Origin of the sequence: Streptomyces sp. NPDC102406 (assembly GCF_044765725.1) — a bacterium.
GTDB lineage: Bacteria > Actinomycetota > Actinomycetes > Streptomycetales > Streptomycetaceae > Streptomyces.
Genome location: NZ_JBIWKP010000007.1, coordinates 116,262 through 132,542, shown reverse-complemented (window position 1 = coordinate 132,542; position 16,281 = coordinate 116,262). Strand labels below are relative to the sequence as shown.

Genomic DNA, 16,281 nt, shown 5'->3' with positions numbered 1-16,281 from the left:
GCGGGGAGCAACTGGGATGAGCACGACACGTCGTACGGGTGAGGGCCACGGCCGGGTCGGCAGCGTGCTGTCGGGCATAGCCGTGGCCCTCGGCTGTGTGCTGTTCCTCGGCGGATTCATCTGGGGGGCCATCGTCTACCAGCCGTACACGGTGCCCACCGACTCGATGACGCCGACGATCGGCGCGGGCGACCGGGTCCTCGCGGAGCGCATCGACGGCAGCGAGATCAAGCGCGGTGACGTCGTCGTCTTCCAGGACAAGAGCTGGGGCGACCTGCCGATGGTCAAGCGCGTCGTCGGCATCGGCGGCGACCGGGTGGCCTGCTGCACCGACGGCAAGCTGACCGTCAACGGCAAGAAGATCGAAGAACCGTATCTTCAGGGGCGGCAGACCGCCTCCGTCACCGGCATCAAGTCCACGACCGTCCCCGCGGGTCGCCTGTTCTTCCTCGGCGACGAGCGCAGTGGCTCCCTCGACTCCACCGTGCACCTCGACGACATCGACCACGGCTCGGTGGCGCGCGATGCCGTGCGGGCCCGGGTCGACGCGGTGGCCTGGCCCATGGACGGGATGCTGCCCAAGCCCACCGGCTTCGAGGCGCTGCCCGGCGGGATCTCCCACCCGGGGCCGCTCAAGCTGATGCTGACGGCTGTGGTCGCGGGCGCGGTCCTCGTCCTCGCCGGGGCGGCCTACGGACCGCTCGCCAAGCGCGGACGGCGCCCCCGCCCCAAATCCGCGGAGCCGGTCCGTGCCTGAGCTGGGCCCCGCACTGCGCAAGGTGGCCCGCGTCGTCCTGCTCGATCCCGACCATCGCGTCCTGCTGCTGCACGGACACGAGCCCGGTGACGAGAAGGACGACTGGTGGTTCACGCCGGGCGGCGGCCTGGAGGGCGACGAGACGCGTGAACAGGCGGCGCTGCGGGAACTCGCGGAGGAGACCGGCATCACCGATGTGGAGCTGGGCCCCGTGCTGTGGCGGCGGATCTGCTCGTTCCCGTTCGACGGCCGACGCTGGGACCAGGACGAGTGGTACTTCCTGGCGCGTACGACGTCCATCGCGGCGGGCGCGGCGATCAATGAGGAGGGCCTGACCGACCTGGAACGACGCAGCGTGGCCGGAGCACGCTGGTGGACGTACCGGGAACTGGCCGAGGCGCATGAGACGGTGTACCCGACCAGACTCGCCGAGCTGCTGAACCGGCTGCTCGACGAAGGCCCCCCGCGCAGGCCGCTCGTCCTCGACACGGAAATCGTCTAGAGGTCCCAGGGGCTGGCGCACAATAGGGGGACGCACGGCTGAAGGGGAACATGCCATGAGCGCCGAGGACCTCGAGAAGTACGAGACCGAGATGGAGCTGAAGCTCTACCGGGAGTACCGCGACGTCGTCGGGCTGTTCAAATACGTGATCGAGACCGAGCGCCGCTTCTACCTCACCAACGACTACGAGATGCAGGTGCACTCGGTCCAGGGCGAGGTGTTCTTCGAGGTGTCGATGGCGGACGCGTGGGTCTGGGACATGTACCGGCCGGCGCGGTTCGTGAAGCAGGTACGCGTCCTGACGTTCAAGGACGTGAACATCGAGGAGCTGAACAAGAGCGACTTGGAGCTTCCGGGCAGTTGAGGCTGCCCCTCGCGGTAGCCGAGCTTCCCCCGAGCGATTCCCCCGAGCGGATCCCGCGGACGATTCCCTCGGACGTGTGACGGGGTTTTCCACAACCCGTGAGTAGTTCACCAAGATCCACTTCGGGCGGGCCCGTGCGTCAGCGTGGGCGTCGGAGGTGGTGCCGACGTGAACGCACGGGGCGCAATGGGCAAGTACGGCGAGGAACTGGCCGCGAGGCGGCTGACCGACGCCGGGATGACGGTGCTCGCGAGGAACTGGCGGGCGGGACGGACGGGCGAGCTCGACATCGTGGCGCGGGACGGCGACGCGATCGTCGTCTGCGAGGTCAAGACCCGTAGGGGCCGCGGCAGGGAGGGTGAGGCCTTCGAGCACCCCATGGCCGCGATCACCCCGGCAAAGGCCCGTCGGCTGCGGGAACTCGCGCAGCGATGGGTGCAGGAGCACGGAGGAGCGCCACCCGGCGGCGTCCGCATCGACCTGGTCGGTGTGCTGCTCCCGGGGTGCGGAGCCCCGCGCGTCGAGCACGTGCGGGGGGTGTCCTGATGGGGTTCGCGCGTACGTGCTCCGTGGCCCTGGTCGGTGTCGAGGGCGTCGTCGTCGAGGTGCAGGCGGATCTGGAACCGGGTATCGCCGCGTTCACGCTCGTGGGCCTGCCCGACAAGAGCCTCGTCGAGAGCCGGGACCGGGTCAGGGCCGCGGTGGTCAACTCCGGGGCGGACTGGCCGCAGAAGAAGCTCACCGTCGGGCTGAGCCCGGCGTCCGTCCCCAAGAGTGGCAGCGGGTTCGATCTCGCCGTGGCGTGTGCCGTGCTCGGTGCGGCCGAGCGGATCGACCCCCGGGTGCTCGCCGACATCGTGATGATCGGGGAGCTGGGACTCGACGGGCGGGTGCGACCGGTGCGAGGTGTACTGCCGGCCGTACTCGCCGCGGCGGACGCCGGGTACGAGCAGGTCGTCGTCCCCGAGTGCACGGCGGGCGAGGCGACTTTGGTACCGGGCGTCTCCGTCCTCGGCGTCCGCAGCCTGCGCCAGCTCATCGCCGTGCTCACGGACCAGCCGGTGCCGGACGAGCCCCCGGACGACCGGGGCCGTCCCGATCCCATGCTCGCGGGGCTCAGCGTGCCGGGAAGCGGCGCGGGCCTGGGGCTCGGCGGACCGTCGAACGACGGACACGCCATGGACCTCGCCGATGTCGTCGGGCAGACATCGGCCCGTACGGCGATCGAGGTCGCCGCCGCGGGCGGACACCACCTGATGCTCTCGGGCCCGCCGGGCGCGGGCAAGACCATGCTCGCCGAGCGGTTGCCGGCCGTCCTGCCGCCGCTCACCCGCGCCGAATCCCTGGAGGTCACGGCGATCCACTCGGTGGCGGGCATGCTGCCACCCGGCAAATCCATGATCGACACGGCTCCGTACTGCGCACCGCACCACTCGTCGACCATGCAGTCGCTCGTCGGCGGCGGGCCCGGTGTGGCGCGACCGGGAGCGGTGTCTTTGTCTCATAGAGGCGTACTTTTTCTGGACGAGGCGCCTGAATTCAGTCATCAGGCGCTCGACGCCCTGCGCCAGCCGCTCGAAGCGGGGCACGTGGTGATCGCCCGCAGCGCGGGCGTGGTGCGGCTGCCCGCGCGCTTCCTCATGGCGCTCGCCGCGAACCCCTGTCCCTGCGGGCAGTTCCGAGCCCTGGGCGGCGAATGCGACTGTCCACCGGCCTCGGTGCGGCGCTATCAGGCGCGGCTCTCCGGTCCGCTCCTCGACCGGGTCGACCTGCGGGTCGAGGTGGACGCCGTCACCCGCAGCGAACTGTCCGGGCACGCGCCGCGCGGCGAGTCCACCCAGGTCGTCGCCGACCGCGTGCGCGCGGCCAGGGAGCGGGCCGTGGCGCGGCTCGCGGACACTCCGTGGCGGACCAACAGCGAAGTGCCGGGGCACGCGCTGCGGACGCGATGGCCCGCCGCACCCGGCGCCCTGGACGAGGCCGAGATGGATCTGGAGCGCGGATTCCTGACCGCACGCGGGCTCGACCGGGTCCTGCGCGTGGCCTGGACCGTGGCCGACCTCTCGGGGCGCGACCGGCCGTTCGCCCAGGACGTGGCGCTCGCGTTGCAACTGCGGACCGGGATCTCCCGCGGCGTCCCCCTGATGATCGGAGCCGCCTCGTGACGGCGGCGCGGGCCCATGAAGAAGCGCGGCTTGCGCGGGTCCGGCTGACCCGGATCGTCGAACCGGGCTGGGAGGTGGCGGGTCGCTGGCTCAGGGAGTTCGGGCCGGTGGAGACCGTACGGCGGATCGACGAGGCCGACGCGGGAGCCGACGGGCCGATGCCGCTGCCGGGGGTGCGGGCGGAGCGCTGGGCCGGGCTCCTCGCCCGCGCCCGCGAATCGCCGCCCCCGGAGCGGGACTTGGCGCGGGTGGAGGACATCGGGGCGCGGTTCGTCTGCCCCGGGGACGCCGAGTGGCCCGGGCAGTTGGACGACCTGGGGGACGAGCGGCCCCTCGGGCTGTGGGTGCGGGGCGGGGCCGGCCTGCGGATGTGGGCGCTGCGCTCGGTGGCCGTGGTGGGCGCGCGGGCCTGCACGGACTACGGGGTGCGGATGGGCGCGAGCATCGGCGCCGGGCTGGCCGAGCGCGGCTGGGTCGTCGTCTCCGGGGGCGCCTACGGGGTCGACGCGGCGGCGCACCGGGGGGCGCTCGGCGCGGCCGGGGCCACGATCGCGGTGCTCGCCTGCGGGGTCGACCGGGCCTATCCGCGCGGGCACGCCCAGTTGATCGACAGGATCGCGGAACAGGGACTCGTGGTGGGCGAGTTGCCGCCCGGTGATCACCCGACACCGAGCCGTTTCATCCTGCGCAACCGTGTGATCGCCGCGCTCACCAGGGGCACGGTCGTCGTCGAGGCGGCCTACCGCAGCGGGGCGCTGGGCACGGCCCGCTGGGCACAGCGCCTCGGGCGGCACGCGATGGGTGTGCCGGGGCCGGTGACCAGCGCGGTCTCCGCCGGGGTGCACGAACTGCTCCGCAAGGAAGGAGTGCTGGTCACCGACGCCGAGGAAGTGGTCGAACTGGTCGGCGAGATGGGAGAGCTGGCGCCGGAGCGGCACGGGCCCGTGCTGCCGCGCGATCTGCTGCCGCGGGCCACGGCGCGGGTGCTCGCCGCATTGCCGGCGAGAGGCGTGCTCAGTGTCGCGGAGATCGCCTGCGGAGCCGGCACGAGTGCGGACGACACGATCGGGAGACTGTACGAACTGCGCTCTTTGGGGTTCGTCGAACGACACGGCGACGGCTGGCAGTTGACACGCCAGGCGATCCGCTCGGTGTTTTCGGACGGAGGGGCTTCCTGACGCAGAGTATTGCGCCGTCCGGATGATCCCCCGATGACCTTGGCAATTCGGGGAGTTGACGCCGCGGCCCGATCACGTACGGCGACGGAAGCGCTTGCGCAAGTCCCCCAACGGAACGTATCTGCGCGCGTACGATCCCATGCCCTTCGCGCACTGCGACACTCCAGTCACGCTACGCTCACCAGGATTCGGGTTCGTCCCCTCAATCCGGAATCAGGCAGGCGGTTCGGCACCAGTCACCATCCAGACGGGCAAGACTCCATCTTCACCAGCAAAGCGACACCGACGACCACATCAGCCTCGGCCACTCGCCCGGGTTCGCTCCCCGGCTCTCCCCCCGGCCCCCTCTCCGACTCCCTCGGTACGCAGCAGAACGGCACAAGGCGGCGCATGCCACAGCACACCTCCGGGTCCGACCGGGCGGCGGTACCTCCCGCCGCCCGCGGCTCCAGCGTGCGGCCTCCGGCTCCCTCCTCCCTAGAGGAGCTGTGGAGGTCGTACAAGGCGACCGGCGACGAGCGGCTGCGCGAGCAGTTGATCCTCCACTACTCGCCGCTGGTGAAATATGTCGCCGGCCGGGTCAGCGTCGGGCTGCCGCCCAACGTCGAGCAGGCCGACTTCGTCTCCTCCGGGGTCTTCGGCCTGATCGACGCGATCGAGAAGTTCGACATCGAGCGCGAGATCAAGTTCGAGACGTACGCGATCACCCGGATCCGGGGGGCGATGATCGACGAGCTGCGGGCCCTGGACTGGATCCCGCGCTCCGTGCGGCAGAAGGCGCGCAATGTGGAGCGGGCCTACGCGACGCTGGAGGCCCGACTGCGGCGCAGCCCCTCGGAGAGCGAGGTCGCCGCGGAGATGGGTGTCGCGCTGGAGGAACTGCACGCCGTTTTCAGCCAGTTGTCGCTGGCCAACGTGGTGGCGCTGGAGGAGTTGCTGCACGTCGGGGGCGAGGGCGGGGACCGGCTCAGCCTCATGGACACCCTTGAGGACCGCGCGGCGGACAATCCGGTGGAGGTCGCCGAGGACCGGGAGCTGCGACGGTTCCTGGCGCGGGCGATCAACACCTTGCCCGAGCGGGAGAAGACCGTGGTGACGCTCTACTACTACGAGGGCCTCACCCTCGCCGAGATCGGCAACGTGCTCGGGGTCACGGAGAGCCGGGTCAGTCAGATCCACACGAAGTCGGTGTTGCAGCTCAGGGCGAAGCTGGCCAGTTTCGGACGATGAACGGACGAAGGCCGGGCCGTTTCCGCTGGTGGGGAAGGGTGCCTGCCGGACCGGTGGCCGTTGAGGCTCCCCTGACGGGCGGCCCGTCCGTAAAGTGGAGCTGTGCCAAGGATTCGAGCGGCCTCTGTGGCCGAGCACCGGTCGATGCAGCGCGGCGCCCTTCTGGACGCCGCGCGTTCCCTCTTGTCCGAAGGGGGGACGGAAGCGCTGACGTTCCCCGCGCTGGCTGAGCGCACGGGGCTGGCGCGGTCGTCCGTGTACGAGTACTTCAAGTCCCGCGCGGCCGTGGTCGAGGAGCTGTGCGAGGTCGACTTCCCGGTGTGGGCCGCGGAGGTCGAGGACGGGATGGCGCGGGCCGCCACCCCCGAGGGCAAGGTCGAGGCGTATGTGCGGGTCCAGTTGGCCCTGGTGGGCGACCGGCGCCACCGCGCCGTGGTGGCCATCTCGGCGAGTGAGCTGGACGCGGGGGCGCGCGAGAAGATCCGGGCCGCGCACGGCGGCCTCGTCGCCATGATCGTCGAGGCGCTCGCGGAACTGGGGCACGAGCAGCCCCGGCTCGCCGCGATGCTGTTGCAGGGTGTGGTGGACGCGGCGGTGCGGCGGATCGAGCTCGGCGCCGCGGAGGAGCCGGACGTGATCGTGGACGCGGCTGTGGGGATGGCACTGCGGGGCGTTCGCGGCTGAGTGCGGACCCCGTCACGAGCCGGGCCGACTGAGGAACAGACGCGGCCACCCCCACACCGGCAGCAGCCTCGCGGGACCCTGGTCCCGCTGCGAAGGGTCCAGCAGGGACAGCGGGTCCAGGTATGTGGCCCCTCTCCGGAGACCCCAATGCAGGCACGACGGCGAAGAGGCCGGGCAGTGGCCCGTCGGCAGTTGCAGAACCCCGATCGGCTCGCCCGGCGCCACCCGCGCGCCCTTCTCGACCGTCGCCGTCACCGGCTCGTACGTCGTGCGCAAGGGCGGATCTCCCGTGTCCGCCAGCTCGACCGACACCACACCCCGGCCCGCCACCTCGCCCGCGAACGAGACCCGGCCCGCCGCGACCGCGCGGACCGGGGCGCCGATGGGCGCGGCCAGATCGGCGCCGCGGTGGCCCGGACCGTAGGGGGTCGTGGGCGGAGCCCAGGGGCGTACCACCGCGGGGTGGTCGCCCACCGGCCAGAACCGGGAGCCGGCCGCGACCGCGCCGTGCGGAAGGGACCAGACGAGAAGCAGCAGCGTCACGCAGAGTGTTTTTCGCATGGCTCAGACGATCCCCGTCCGCACCGGATCCGGGGGATCATGGCCGGGAAACGTGGACTACCGGGCGGTTGTGGACAGTGGCGTCACCCCCCACCTCGCGGGTCCCGTACACTTCATGTGGCGATCCGGGCCACCGGATCGACTTCGCACGCCCCGACACCGGGTCCCATGACCTCATGGGCTTCGTGTCAGGCGCCTATCGGTCCCGTACGGATACGTACGTGGCAGGCGCGCAGCGGGGCGTCAGGAAACAACCGAGAACACACAAGGAGTACGGCCATGGCCGTCGTCACGATGCGGGAGCTGCTGGAAAGCGGCGTCCACTTCGGTCACCAGACCCGTCGTTGGAACCCGAAGATGAAGCGATTCATCTTCACGGAGCGCAACGGCATCTACATCATCGACCTGCTCCAGTCGCTGTCGTACATCGACCGCGCCTACGAGTTCGTCAAGGAGACCGTCGCCCACGGCGGCACGGTCATGTTCGTCGGCACGAAGAAGCAGGCGCAGGAGGCGATCGCCGAGCAGGCGACCCGCGTCGGCATGCCCTACGTGAACCAGCGCTGGCTGGGCGGCATGCTCACCAACTTCTCGACCGTCTACAAGCGTCTGCAGCGCCTCAAGGAGCTCGAGCAGATCGACTTCGAGGACGTCGCCGCGTCGGGTCTCACCAAGAAGGAGCTTCTCGTGCTCTCGCGCGAGAAGGCCAAGCTGGAGAAGACCCTCGGTGGTATCCGCGAGATGTCCAAGGTGCCCAGCGCCGTCTGGATCGTGGACACCAAGAAGGAGCACATCGCGGTCGGTGAGGCCCGGAAGCTCAACATCCCGGTCGTCGCGATCCTCGACACCAACTGCGACCCCGACGAGGTCGACTACAAGATCCCGGGCAACGACGACGCGATCCGCTCCGTCACCCTGCTCACCCGCGTGATCGCCGACGCCGTCGCCGAGGGCCTCATCGCCCGTTCCGGCGCCGCGACCGGCGACCAGAAGCCGGGCGAGAAGGCCGCTGCCGAGCCGCTCGCCGAGTGGGAGCGCGACCTGCTCGAGGGCGAGAAGAAGGCTGACGACACGGCTGAGGCCCCGGCCGCCGACGCTGCTGCCGAGGCCCCCGCCGCCGAGGCTCCGGCCGCCGAGGCGCCCGCCGCCGACGCCCCCGCCACCGAGGCCCCGGCCGCGGACGCCGAGCAGGCCTGACCCCTACGGGTACCGGCATCAACACCGGTTTCATGAGGTGACGGCGGGGGCCGATCGTGGCCCCCGCCGTCGCCCGTGACCTTCGTCTCCAGACTTCGTAGAGAGAAAACCAGGATCATGGCGAACTACACCGCCGCTGACGTCAAGAAGCTCCGCGAGCTCACGGGCGCCGGCATGATGGACTGCAAGAAGGCGCTCGACGAGGCCGAGGGCAACGTCGACAAGGCCGTCGAGGCGCTCCGGATCAAGGGTCAGAAGGGCGTCGCGAAGCGCGAGGGCCGCTCCGCCGAGAACGGCGCCGTGGTCTCCCTCATCGCCGACGACAACACCTCCGGTGTCCTCGTCGAGCTGAAGTGCGAGACGGACTTCGTCGCCAAGGGTGACAAGTTCCAGTCGGTCGCCAACCAGCTCGCCGCGCACGTCGCCAAGACGAGCCCGGCTGACATCGACGCCCTGCTCTCCTCCGAGATCGAGGCCGGCAAGACCGTCCAGACGTTCGTCGACGAGGCCAACGCCTCCCTCGGCGAGAAGATCGTCCTGGACCGCTTCGCGCAGTTCTCCGGTGGTTACGTGACCGCGTACATGCACCGCACCATGCCCGACCTGCCCCCGCAGATCGGTGTTCTCGTCGAGCTCGACAAGGAGAACGCCGAGGTCGCCAAGGGCATCGCGCAGCACATCGCCGCCTTCGCGCCGAAGTACCTCTCCCGTGAGGACGTGCCGGCCGAGGTCGTCGAGTCCGAGCGTCGCGTCGCCGAGGAGACCACCCGCGCCGAGGGCAAGCCGGAGGCCGCGCTCCCGAAGATCGTCGAGGGTCGCGTCAACGGCTTCTTCAAGGAGGCGACGCTGCTCGGTCAGCCGTACGCCCTCGACAACAAGAAGTCCGTCGAGAAGGTCCTCCAGGAGGCCGGTGTCACCCTGAAGCGCTTCTCGCGCATCAAGGTCGGCATCTGAGTCCGTACGCGACAGCCGCGAGACCCCGCTAGGGTCGACAGCAGTCGCCGGGCCCGCACCGGCGACCGCAGATGTGACGAGGAGGCCATTGCCGCGCATGGGATGCGAACACCCCACCGGCAGTGGCCTTCTTCGTATGTGTGCCAAGTAAAAGAGGCGAGAACTCCATGACCACCACCCAGGCCGACAACGGTGACAAGAGCGACGACGGCAAAGGCGCGGGCCGCTTTCTGCTGAAGCTTTCCGGCGAGGCGTTCGCCGGGGGCGGGGGTCTGGGTGTCGACCCCGACGTGGTGCACGCCATCGCCCGGGAGATCGCTGCCGTGGTCCGTGGCGGGGCGCAGATCGCCGTCGTCATCGGCGGCGGCAACTTCTTCCGCGGCGCGGAACTCCAGCAGCGCGGCATGGACCGGGCCCGCTCCGACTACATGGGCATGCTCGGCACCGTCATGAACTGCCTGGCCCTCCAGGACTTCCTGGAGAAGGAAGGCATCGACAGCCGCGTACAGACCGCCATCACGATGGGCCAGGTCGCCGAGCCGTACATCCCGCTGCGCGCCGTACGTCACCTGGAGAAGGGCCGCGTCGTCATCTTCGGCGCCGGTATGGGCATGCCCTACTTCTCCACCGACACCACCGCCGCGCAGCGCGCCCTGGAGATCGACGCCGAGGCGCTGCTCATGGGCAAGAACGGGGTGGACGGCGTCTACGACTCGGACCCGAAGACGAACCCCGAGGCCGTGAAGTTCGACGCGCTCAGCTACAGCGAGGTCATCACCCGCGACCTGAAGGTCGCCGACATGACCGCTATCACCCTGTGCCGCGACAACAAGCTGCCCATTCTCGTCTTCGAGCTGCTGGCGTCGGGCAATATCGCCCGGGCCGTCAAGGGTGAGAAGATCGGGACGCTCGTGGGCGACCAGAGCACCCGCGCCTGACCCTCTCGTCCTTGACGCCCGCCAGGGCACCAGAGGGATGGACAATGTCCTGCCGGTCGGACACCGTGCAAGGACACCATGCAAGGACACCGCAGGAAACCGCGCGGGAAACAGACACGCGACGCAGCCGGCCGCCCCCGTGCAAGCCGGGCCTCACTCAAGACACGCAGGAGCAAGTGGTGATCGAAGAGACCCTCCTCGAGGCCGAGGAGAAGATGGAGAAGGCCGTCGTCGTGGCCAAGGAGGACTTCGCCGCGATCCGCACCGGTCGTGCGCACCCGGCGATGTTCAACAAGATCGTGGCCGACTACTACGGCGCGCTGACGCCGATCAACCAGCTCGCCTCGTTCTCGGTTCCCGAGCCGCGCATGGCCGTGGTGACCCCGTTCGACAAGAGCGCGCTGCGCAACATCGAGCAGGCCATCCGCGACTCCGACCTCGGCGTCAATCCGAGCAACGACGGCAGCATCATTCGAGTGACGTTCCCCGAGCTCACCGAGGAGCGTCGCCGCGACTACATCAAGGTCGCCAAGACCAAGGCGGAGGACAGCAAGGTCTCCATCCGCTCGGTGCGTCGCAAGGCCAAGGACGCCATCGACAAGGCGATCAAGGACGGCGACATCGGCGAGGACGAGGGCCGTCGCGGCGAGAAGGAACTGGACGACACCACCGCCAAGTACGTGACCCAGGTGGACGAGCTGCTCAAGCACAAGGAAGCCGAGCTGCTCGAAGTCTGAGCGAGCGCGGAACATCGAGGTTCGAGGAATCCGTGAACGACTCTTCCTGGGGAGCGCCGTCCGGGCCCGGGTACTGGGGGCCTTCCGGCCAGGGGCCCGCCTACGGTCAGGGCCCCACGTACGACCAGGGGCCCGCGTACGACCCGGGACACGCTCCGGCGGGTCCCGCGTACGAACGGCACGCGGTTGAGGAGACTCGGCCCATGCCCATCGTGCCCGAGATGCCTGACGTGCCCGCCGGTGGCGGGGACGGTGACCAGGACGTCGACCGGGGGGCCGCTCGGCCGAGCGGCCCCCCGGTCCGCGACGACACGCCGCAGGAGCCCATGCCCAGCGCAGCACCGCAGCCCGCACCGGCTCCCGCGTCGTCGCGGCCGCAACCCCAGCCGCAGCAGAAGAAGAGCGCGGGCCGGGACCTCGGGGCGGCCATAGGGGTCGGTGTCGGACTCGGCGCGGTGATCGTCGCGTCGCTCTTCATCGTCAAGGCCGTCTTCGTCGGCGTGATAGCGGTCGCCGTCGTCGTCGGCCTGTGGGAGCTGACGTCGCGGCTGGAGGAGCGCAAGAGCATCAAGGCGCCGCTGGTGCCGCTCGCCGTCGGTGGCGCGGCCATGGTCGTCGCCGGCTACGTCCGCGGCGCCGAGGGCGCCTGGGTGGCGATGGCGCTGACCGCGCTGGCCGTCCTGGTGTGGCGGATGACCGAGCCGCCCGAGGGCTACCTGAAGGACGTCACGGCGGGGGTCTTCGCCGCGTTCTACGTGCCGTTCCTCGCCACCTTCGTGGCCATGATGCTCACTGCGGACGACGGGGCGTGGCGCGTCCTGACGTTCCTGATCCTCACCGTGGTCAGCGACACCGGGGCGTACGCGATCGGCTGGCGCTTCGGCAAGCACAAGCTCGCGCCGCGCATCAGCCCCGGCAAGACCCGCGAGGGCCTGGTCGGCGCGGTGACGTTCGCCATGGCGGCCGGTGTGCTGTGCATGGAGTTCCTGGTCGACGACGGCACCTGGTGGCAGGGGCTGGTCCTCGGCGTCTGCGTCGCGGCCAGCGCGACCCTCGGCGACCTCGGCGAGTCCATGATCAAGCGGGACCTCGGCATCAAGGACATGGGCACGCTGCTCCCCGGGCACGGGGGCATCATGGACCGCCTGGACTCCCTGCTGCCGACCGCGCCGGTGGTCTGGCTGCTGCTGGTGCTGTTCGTGGGTTCGTAGCCCCCTCGCCCCTTCGCCGCTTCCGCTTCGACACGGGCCTTCACCTTCGGGTGGGGGCCCGCTGTCGTTGTCGTTGTCGTAGGGCCCGGTTCATGGGTGGACGGGGCGCGGGTCGACCTGGTGTTCGGCACGATTCTGGGGTGACGGGCGGCGCGTGCGACACTGGATGAGCCATGCCTAAGCCCGGAGAACTAGCAGTAGCCGGGCAGCAGAAGGGCCCCCGACCTGCGCGTTAAGCGCGGATCAGGGGCCCGTTGTGGGTTACTGGGCCGTCTCTGGGCCGTCAGTTGGTCCCGTCAGCGTCGCCGGGGGAACTTCCAGCCGTTCTGGCGCAGCTTGAAGAGGATGAACACACCACAGAGCGCCCACACACCTAGGAAGGCCCACTTGAACCACGGGGGGCCTTGCCAGCGTTCTGCCAGTTGAACCGACACCGCGTAGTAGGAAGTCATTGCTCGCGGGTACCCGACTGCTCGACTTGGAATACACGGTCGACGGCGTTGCGCGTGCGCTCCTGACTCGACGGCATGAGATGCGCGTACACCCGCAGTGTCAGCGCCGGATCGGTGTGACCGAGGTACTGACTCACGGCCTTGATGCTCTCCCTGGCGTCGAGGAGGACGGACGCGTAGAAGTGCCTCAGGGCGTGCATGCCGTGCTCGCGTGCCGATACGTACTTGCCGTCTGGTCCGGCAGCCGGAATGAGGCCAGCAACGGCGAGGGCGGGTTTCCAGTCCTGGACGTTGAAGTTGCTACGCCACACGATCCCGCTCGCGGCATTCGTGAACAGGAGGCGGGCCGACACCTTCGGGCCGTCCGGCTTCCGCCACGGCAACGTGGTCTCAACCGGCTTGTAGGTGTCCATGTGGACGCGCAGCGTCTCAGCGACCGAGGACGGTAGCGGTACGTCCCGCTCCTTGCCGCACTTGGGAGCGGCGAACACGGCCTTGCCGCGGATGAGCTTCACCTGACGGACCACGCGCAGGACGCCGCCCTTGAAGTCGATCGCGTCCTCAGCCAGACCGACGATTTCACCCTGACGGAGCCCGCACCCGGCACCCGTATCCACCATGGTCCGGTAGCGCTCGGGGAGAGCCGAACGAACGGCCTTCACCTGTGTGGGCAGCCAGGGCACAACACGTCGACGCGCGACCGTCGGCGGACGGACAGACTTCGCAGAGCAGGGGTGCCGGGACAGGAGACTATCGCCCACGGCCGCACTCAGCACAGCACGAACGTCGCCGTAGATGTTGCGTGCGTATGCGTCGCTCACCGCGGGGTTGGCCTCCAGGGTGCTCGTGAGTTGCCGGATGTGCTCAGGGCAGAACGAGTTCAGCGGGCGAGAACCGATGACGGGGAAGGCATGCAGGCGTAGCCGTTGTTCGGTGACGATCTGGCTTGACACGTTGGCAGTGTGGAACGAGGGCCTCATAACTACGGGGACGTGGGGGCTACAGGCGGGTTGCCAACCAGAGGGAAAAGACGCTTTGTGATACCGATCAGGCCGCATCATGGTGGAGGGGATCGACGGGCCAACGCTGCCAGGCAGCACCCTTGAGGATGGTGGAAACCCGTCGTGGCTGGGGCCGTTCGGCTCCACGGCTTTAGGCAGCCACCAAGGGGCGAGCCTCGAAGATCATGGCCCCAATGTCGTGTTTTACCGGGCAGCTCCACAAACTGCCCGACGCGCCATCAGCTTACGGGGCCATGATCACTCGCCCCATGGCAGCTCCCGCCCAAAGCCGCTCCACCGACCTCTGGTGATCTGCTCGCAGAAGATTGAAACAGTTCTAATATTCCTGTTCGACTCCTGCGTTGGCTCTTTTGATGAATTCGACGCATTCTCTCACCATTTTTCCCAGGTGCTCTCGTGGCGAGGGGGGAGTCGTCCACCTCTCGCAGACGAGGCGTGCAATTTTGGTTTTGTCGGGTGAAGCGACACCGCCTCGTCTCCCCACAAGCTGCAAGGGATTCGACCACTTGTCTCCGTCCCAGGCAAGGGGCGCGGCTTTGGGGTGCACTCTGCTCACAGCGTCTTTCAAGATTGCTGCTGGAACATAGTTTTCGATGGTGTACCCGTCGGTGATCCAGGCGAATCCTTGGACGCGATCTCCGTTGAACTCGTCTCGAACCCGCTTCTTTGTTTCATTTATACGTGCTCTTGCATGGTTCTTATCGCTATCGATTACGATAGCTAGGTGCCTATTAAGTCGCCGTAGGCGAATAAAGTCGGAAACCTCCGAATCTTCCGACGTGAGATGTTTAAGCAATCCCCCACCGTAAAACATAATGGAATAATGGATTCCTTCGATTAGGTCACTGTCGACCTGCTCGATCCAGTGTTTTAGATACACTCGATCCGATGGGCCTTCCACCCAAATTACTGAGTTCGTCTGCAATAGATCAGACGGTCTATATCCCAAGTCCGAGCAGATGTCAGAAAGCTCTGCTGGTGCGCAAGCTGAAGTCAATCGAGTGTGCTCTCCGTCATGCCAGACGTGCAGCACCGAAGCTCTTCGATAATCGAGAAGATGCGCCGAATGGGTAGCAATTACGTACTGGTTGCTCGTCTCATTCGCCAGGTAGCGGATAAATTTGCGCTGGAGTACAGGATGTAGATGCACCTCTGGTTCTTCGATGCAAACTACCGTGCCGTCCAGGACTGTTGCCGCGACAGCAAGGATCACGACCTGATGAATTCCAGTACCAAGGTGCTCCAGAGGGAGCACCTTACCAGCGTGATGCACATTCAACTTGGATGCATTGTGTTGCACTTCTAGGCGTGCGGTCGCATCGTCCAGCACGTTTTGCAGGAAGCGATTTACGGAGGAGAAACGTGCAGAGTCGCGCAGGTAATCTTCCGCGCTCGGATTCTGCAATTTTTGGAGCTTCCCAAGCAGCCCGACCCCTTCATGCGATTCGATCATAGAATCTTCCCGGGAAGGGAGGATCTGTCGAAAGGACTCAATACTGGCAATTGGGATTTTGGATGCGGCCTTGTTGAGAAGCCATTGTGACACCGCCTGCGCGTTTTTTCGGCCGGCATTCGGTCCCTCGTTCCATCCTCCCGTGACGGTTCGAGACATGTCGACCATTGGGCCGATATCATGCGCGATGGGCTTGAATTGGTCTAACGAAATTTGCTTATGCTCGTCATAAGTAAACCAAGCCAAGTCATCTTCGGTTTTCCGAAGTTCCGGGTGCGTGAGGAGTTTACGAACCTGTTCCTCTACGCGTTCCCCTTCCCTGGTGAGTGCCGCCAGCAGTTTCGGAACTGGTGTAGCAATCGAGTATTGACAAGGAACATCGCGCATACCCTGCGGGCGATCTAGAGCGGAGAGGTCGAGTTGTTGCTGCAAAAGAACTCCCTTCAGGAATCGCAGGAAGTTCGATTTCCCGGCGTTATTTTGACCAGCCAACAGAGTGACGGGCCCCATTGTCCCGCTGTGCTGCATCTCCGTCCCGAAGCTTCTGTATCCAGAAATGCCAAGGCCAGGGAAGATGAGACTGGGCATGTCGACTCCATCGGCTGTTGAACCAGGCTGTAGTAAGAATTTACTCCCGAAAGGGCTCGCATGTGCTCTGATTCAGCGGAGATGCGGGCACCCGTGTGATGATCCTGGTTTTGCCAACTCAGCCGCACAAGGCCCCGCGCCCTGCGTTAGACGAGGTGTTTGCTGGTCAGGCCGTCGTGAAGCCCCCACTTCGGGGCCGTCTGTGGGCCGTCCAGGGCCGCTCAACAGTGACCAACCGCGACCGCCAGCGACAGGCGGCCAACGCGACGACCCCAGGTCACCCCCGTT

The 16,281-nt window shown here is 67.7% G+C and carries 15 protein-coding genes and 1 pseudogene; 13 read left to right on the top strand and 3 right to left on the bottom strand.

Annotated features, from left to right (window positions below):
* Positions 1-16 precede the first annotated feature (16 nt).
* The 8 genes from lepB (at position 17) to ACIRF8_RS26465 (ending at position 6,880) form a co-directional block, all read left to right on the top strand.
* Positions 17-757, top strand: coding sequence for a signal peptidase I (gene lepB, locus ACIRF8_RS26500; protein ID WP_404218446.1), 741 nt, complete (start codon positions 17-19; stop codon positions 755-757).
* Positions 750-1,259: an NUDIX hydrolase gene (locus ACIRF8_RS26495; protein ID WP_404218444.1), complete on the top strand. Its 510-nt coding sequence runs from the start codon at positions 750-752 to the stop codon at positions 1,257-1,259. Before lepB ends, ACIRF8_RS26495 begins: the two co-directional genes overlap by 8 nt.
* Before the next feature lie 55 nt (positions 1,260-1,314).
* A complete protein-coding gene (locus ACIRF8_RS26490) occupies positions 1,315-1,623 on the top strand; it encodes a DUF2469 domain-containing protein (protein ID WP_005311352.1) in 309 nt (102 codons plus the stop codon).
* 186 nt (positions 1,624-1,809) lie between these two features.
* Positions 1,810-2,169: a YraN family protein gene (locus ACIRF8_RS26485; RefSeq protein ID WP_404218776.1), complete on the top strand. Its 360-nt coding sequence runs from the start codon at positions 1,810-1,812 to the stop codon at positions 2,167-2,169.
* Complete coding sequence (locus ACIRF8_RS26480; RefSeq protein WP_404218442.1) at positions 2,169-3,788, top strand: YifB family Mg chelatase-like AAA ATPase; 1,620 nt, start codon at positions 2,169-2,171, stop codon at positions 3,786-3,788. Before ACIRF8_RS26485 ends, ACIRF8_RS26480 begins: the two co-directional genes overlap by 1 nt.
* The gene (gene dprA, locus ACIRF8_RS26475; protein ID WP_404218439.1) at positions 3,785-4,966 is read left to right on the top strand and encodes a DNA-processing protein DprA; all 1,182 of its coding nucleotides are present in this window, start codon (positions 3,785-3,787) and stop codon (positions 4,964-4,966) included. Before ACIRF8_RS26480 ends, dprA begins: the two co-directional genes overlap by 4 nt.
* A gap of 390 nt (positions 4,967-5,356) precedes the next feature.
* A complete protein-coding gene (gene whiG / locus ACIRF8_RS26470; RefSeq protein ID WP_404218437.1) occupies positions 5,357-6,196 on the top strand; it encodes an RNA polymerase sigma factor WhiG in 840 nt (279 codons plus the stop codon).
* A 126-nt stretch (positions 6,197-6,322) separates the two neighbouring features.
* A complete protein-coding gene (locus ACIRF8_RS26465; RefSeq protein ID WP_404218435.1) occupies positions 6,323-6,880 on the top strand; it encodes a TetR/AcrR family transcriptional regulator in 558 nt (185 codons plus the stop codon).
* 12 nt (positions 6,881-6,892) lie between these two features.
* Here ACIRF8_RS26465 and ACIRF8_RS26460 read toward each other — a convergent pair whose 3' ends face one another.
* Positions 6,893-7,441, bottom strand: coding sequence for a murein hydrolase activator EnvC family protein (locus tag ACIRF8_RS26460; protein WP_404218433.1), 549 nt, complete (start codon positions 7,439-7,441; stop codon positions 6,893-6,895).
* Positions 7,442-7,720: 279 nt separating this feature from the next.
* Between ACIRF8_RS26460 and rpsB the strand changes: the two genes are divergently transcribed.
* The 5 genes from rpsB (at position 7,721) to ACIRF8_RS26435 (ending at position 12,478) form a co-directional block, all read left to right on the top strand.
* Positions 7,721-8,638 carry a 30S ribosomal protein S2 gene (rpsB, locus tag ACIRF8_RS26455; protein WP_404218431.1) on the top strand — a complete coding sequence of 306 codons (918 nt, stop codon included), beginning with the start codon at positions 7,721-7,723 and terminating at the stop codon, positions 8,636-8,638.
* Between the two features lie 117 nt (positions 8,639-8,755).
* Positions 8,756-9,592: a translation elongation factor Ts gene (gene tsf / locus ACIRF8_RS26450; RefSeq protein WP_404218429.1), complete on the top strand. Its 837-nt coding sequence runs from the start codon at positions 8,756-8,758 to the stop codon at positions 9,590-9,592.
* A 167-nt stretch (positions 9,593-9,759) separates the two neighbouring features.
* Positions 9,760-10,530 carry a UMP kinase gene (pyrH, locus tag ACIRF8_RS26445; protein ID WP_404218427.1) on the top strand — a complete coding sequence of 257 codons (771 nt, stop codon included), beginning with the start codon at positions 9,760-9,762 and terminating at the stop codon, positions 10,528-10,530.
* Between the two features lie 179 nt (positions 10,531-10,709).
* Positions 10,710-11,267, top strand: coding sequence for a ribosome recycling factor (gene frr / locus ACIRF8_RS26440; RefSeq protein ID WP_356493230.1), 558 nt, complete (start codon positions 10,710-10,712; stop codon positions 11,265-11,267).
* 32 nt (positions 11,268-11,299) lie between these two features.
* Positions 11,300-12,478, top strand: coding sequence for a phosphatidate cytidylyltransferase (locus ACIRF8_RS26435; protein WP_404218425.1), 1,179 nt, complete (start codon positions 11,300-11,302; stop codon positions 12,476-12,478).
* Between the two features lie 448 nt (positions 12,479-12,926).
* On the opposite strand, the pseudogene ACIRF8_RS26430 reads toward ACIRF8_RS26435, so the two are convergent.
* Together ACIRF8_RS26430 and ACIRF8_RS26425 are read right to left on the bottom strand one after the other, a co-directional pair.
* A pseudogene (locus ACIRF8_RS26430) lies at positions 12,927-13,889 on the bottom strand (tyrosine-type recombinase/integrase); the annotation flags it as partial.
* Positions 13,890-14,268: 379 nt separating this feature from the next.
* The gene (locus tag ACIRF8_RS26425) at positions 14,269-15,993 is read right to left on the bottom strand and encodes an ATP-dependent nuclease (protein WP_404218422.1); all 1,725 of its coding nucleotides are present in this window, start codon (positions 15,991-15,993) and stop codon (positions 14,269-14,271) included.
* Between the last annotated feature and the right edge of the window lie 288 nt (positions 15,994-16,281).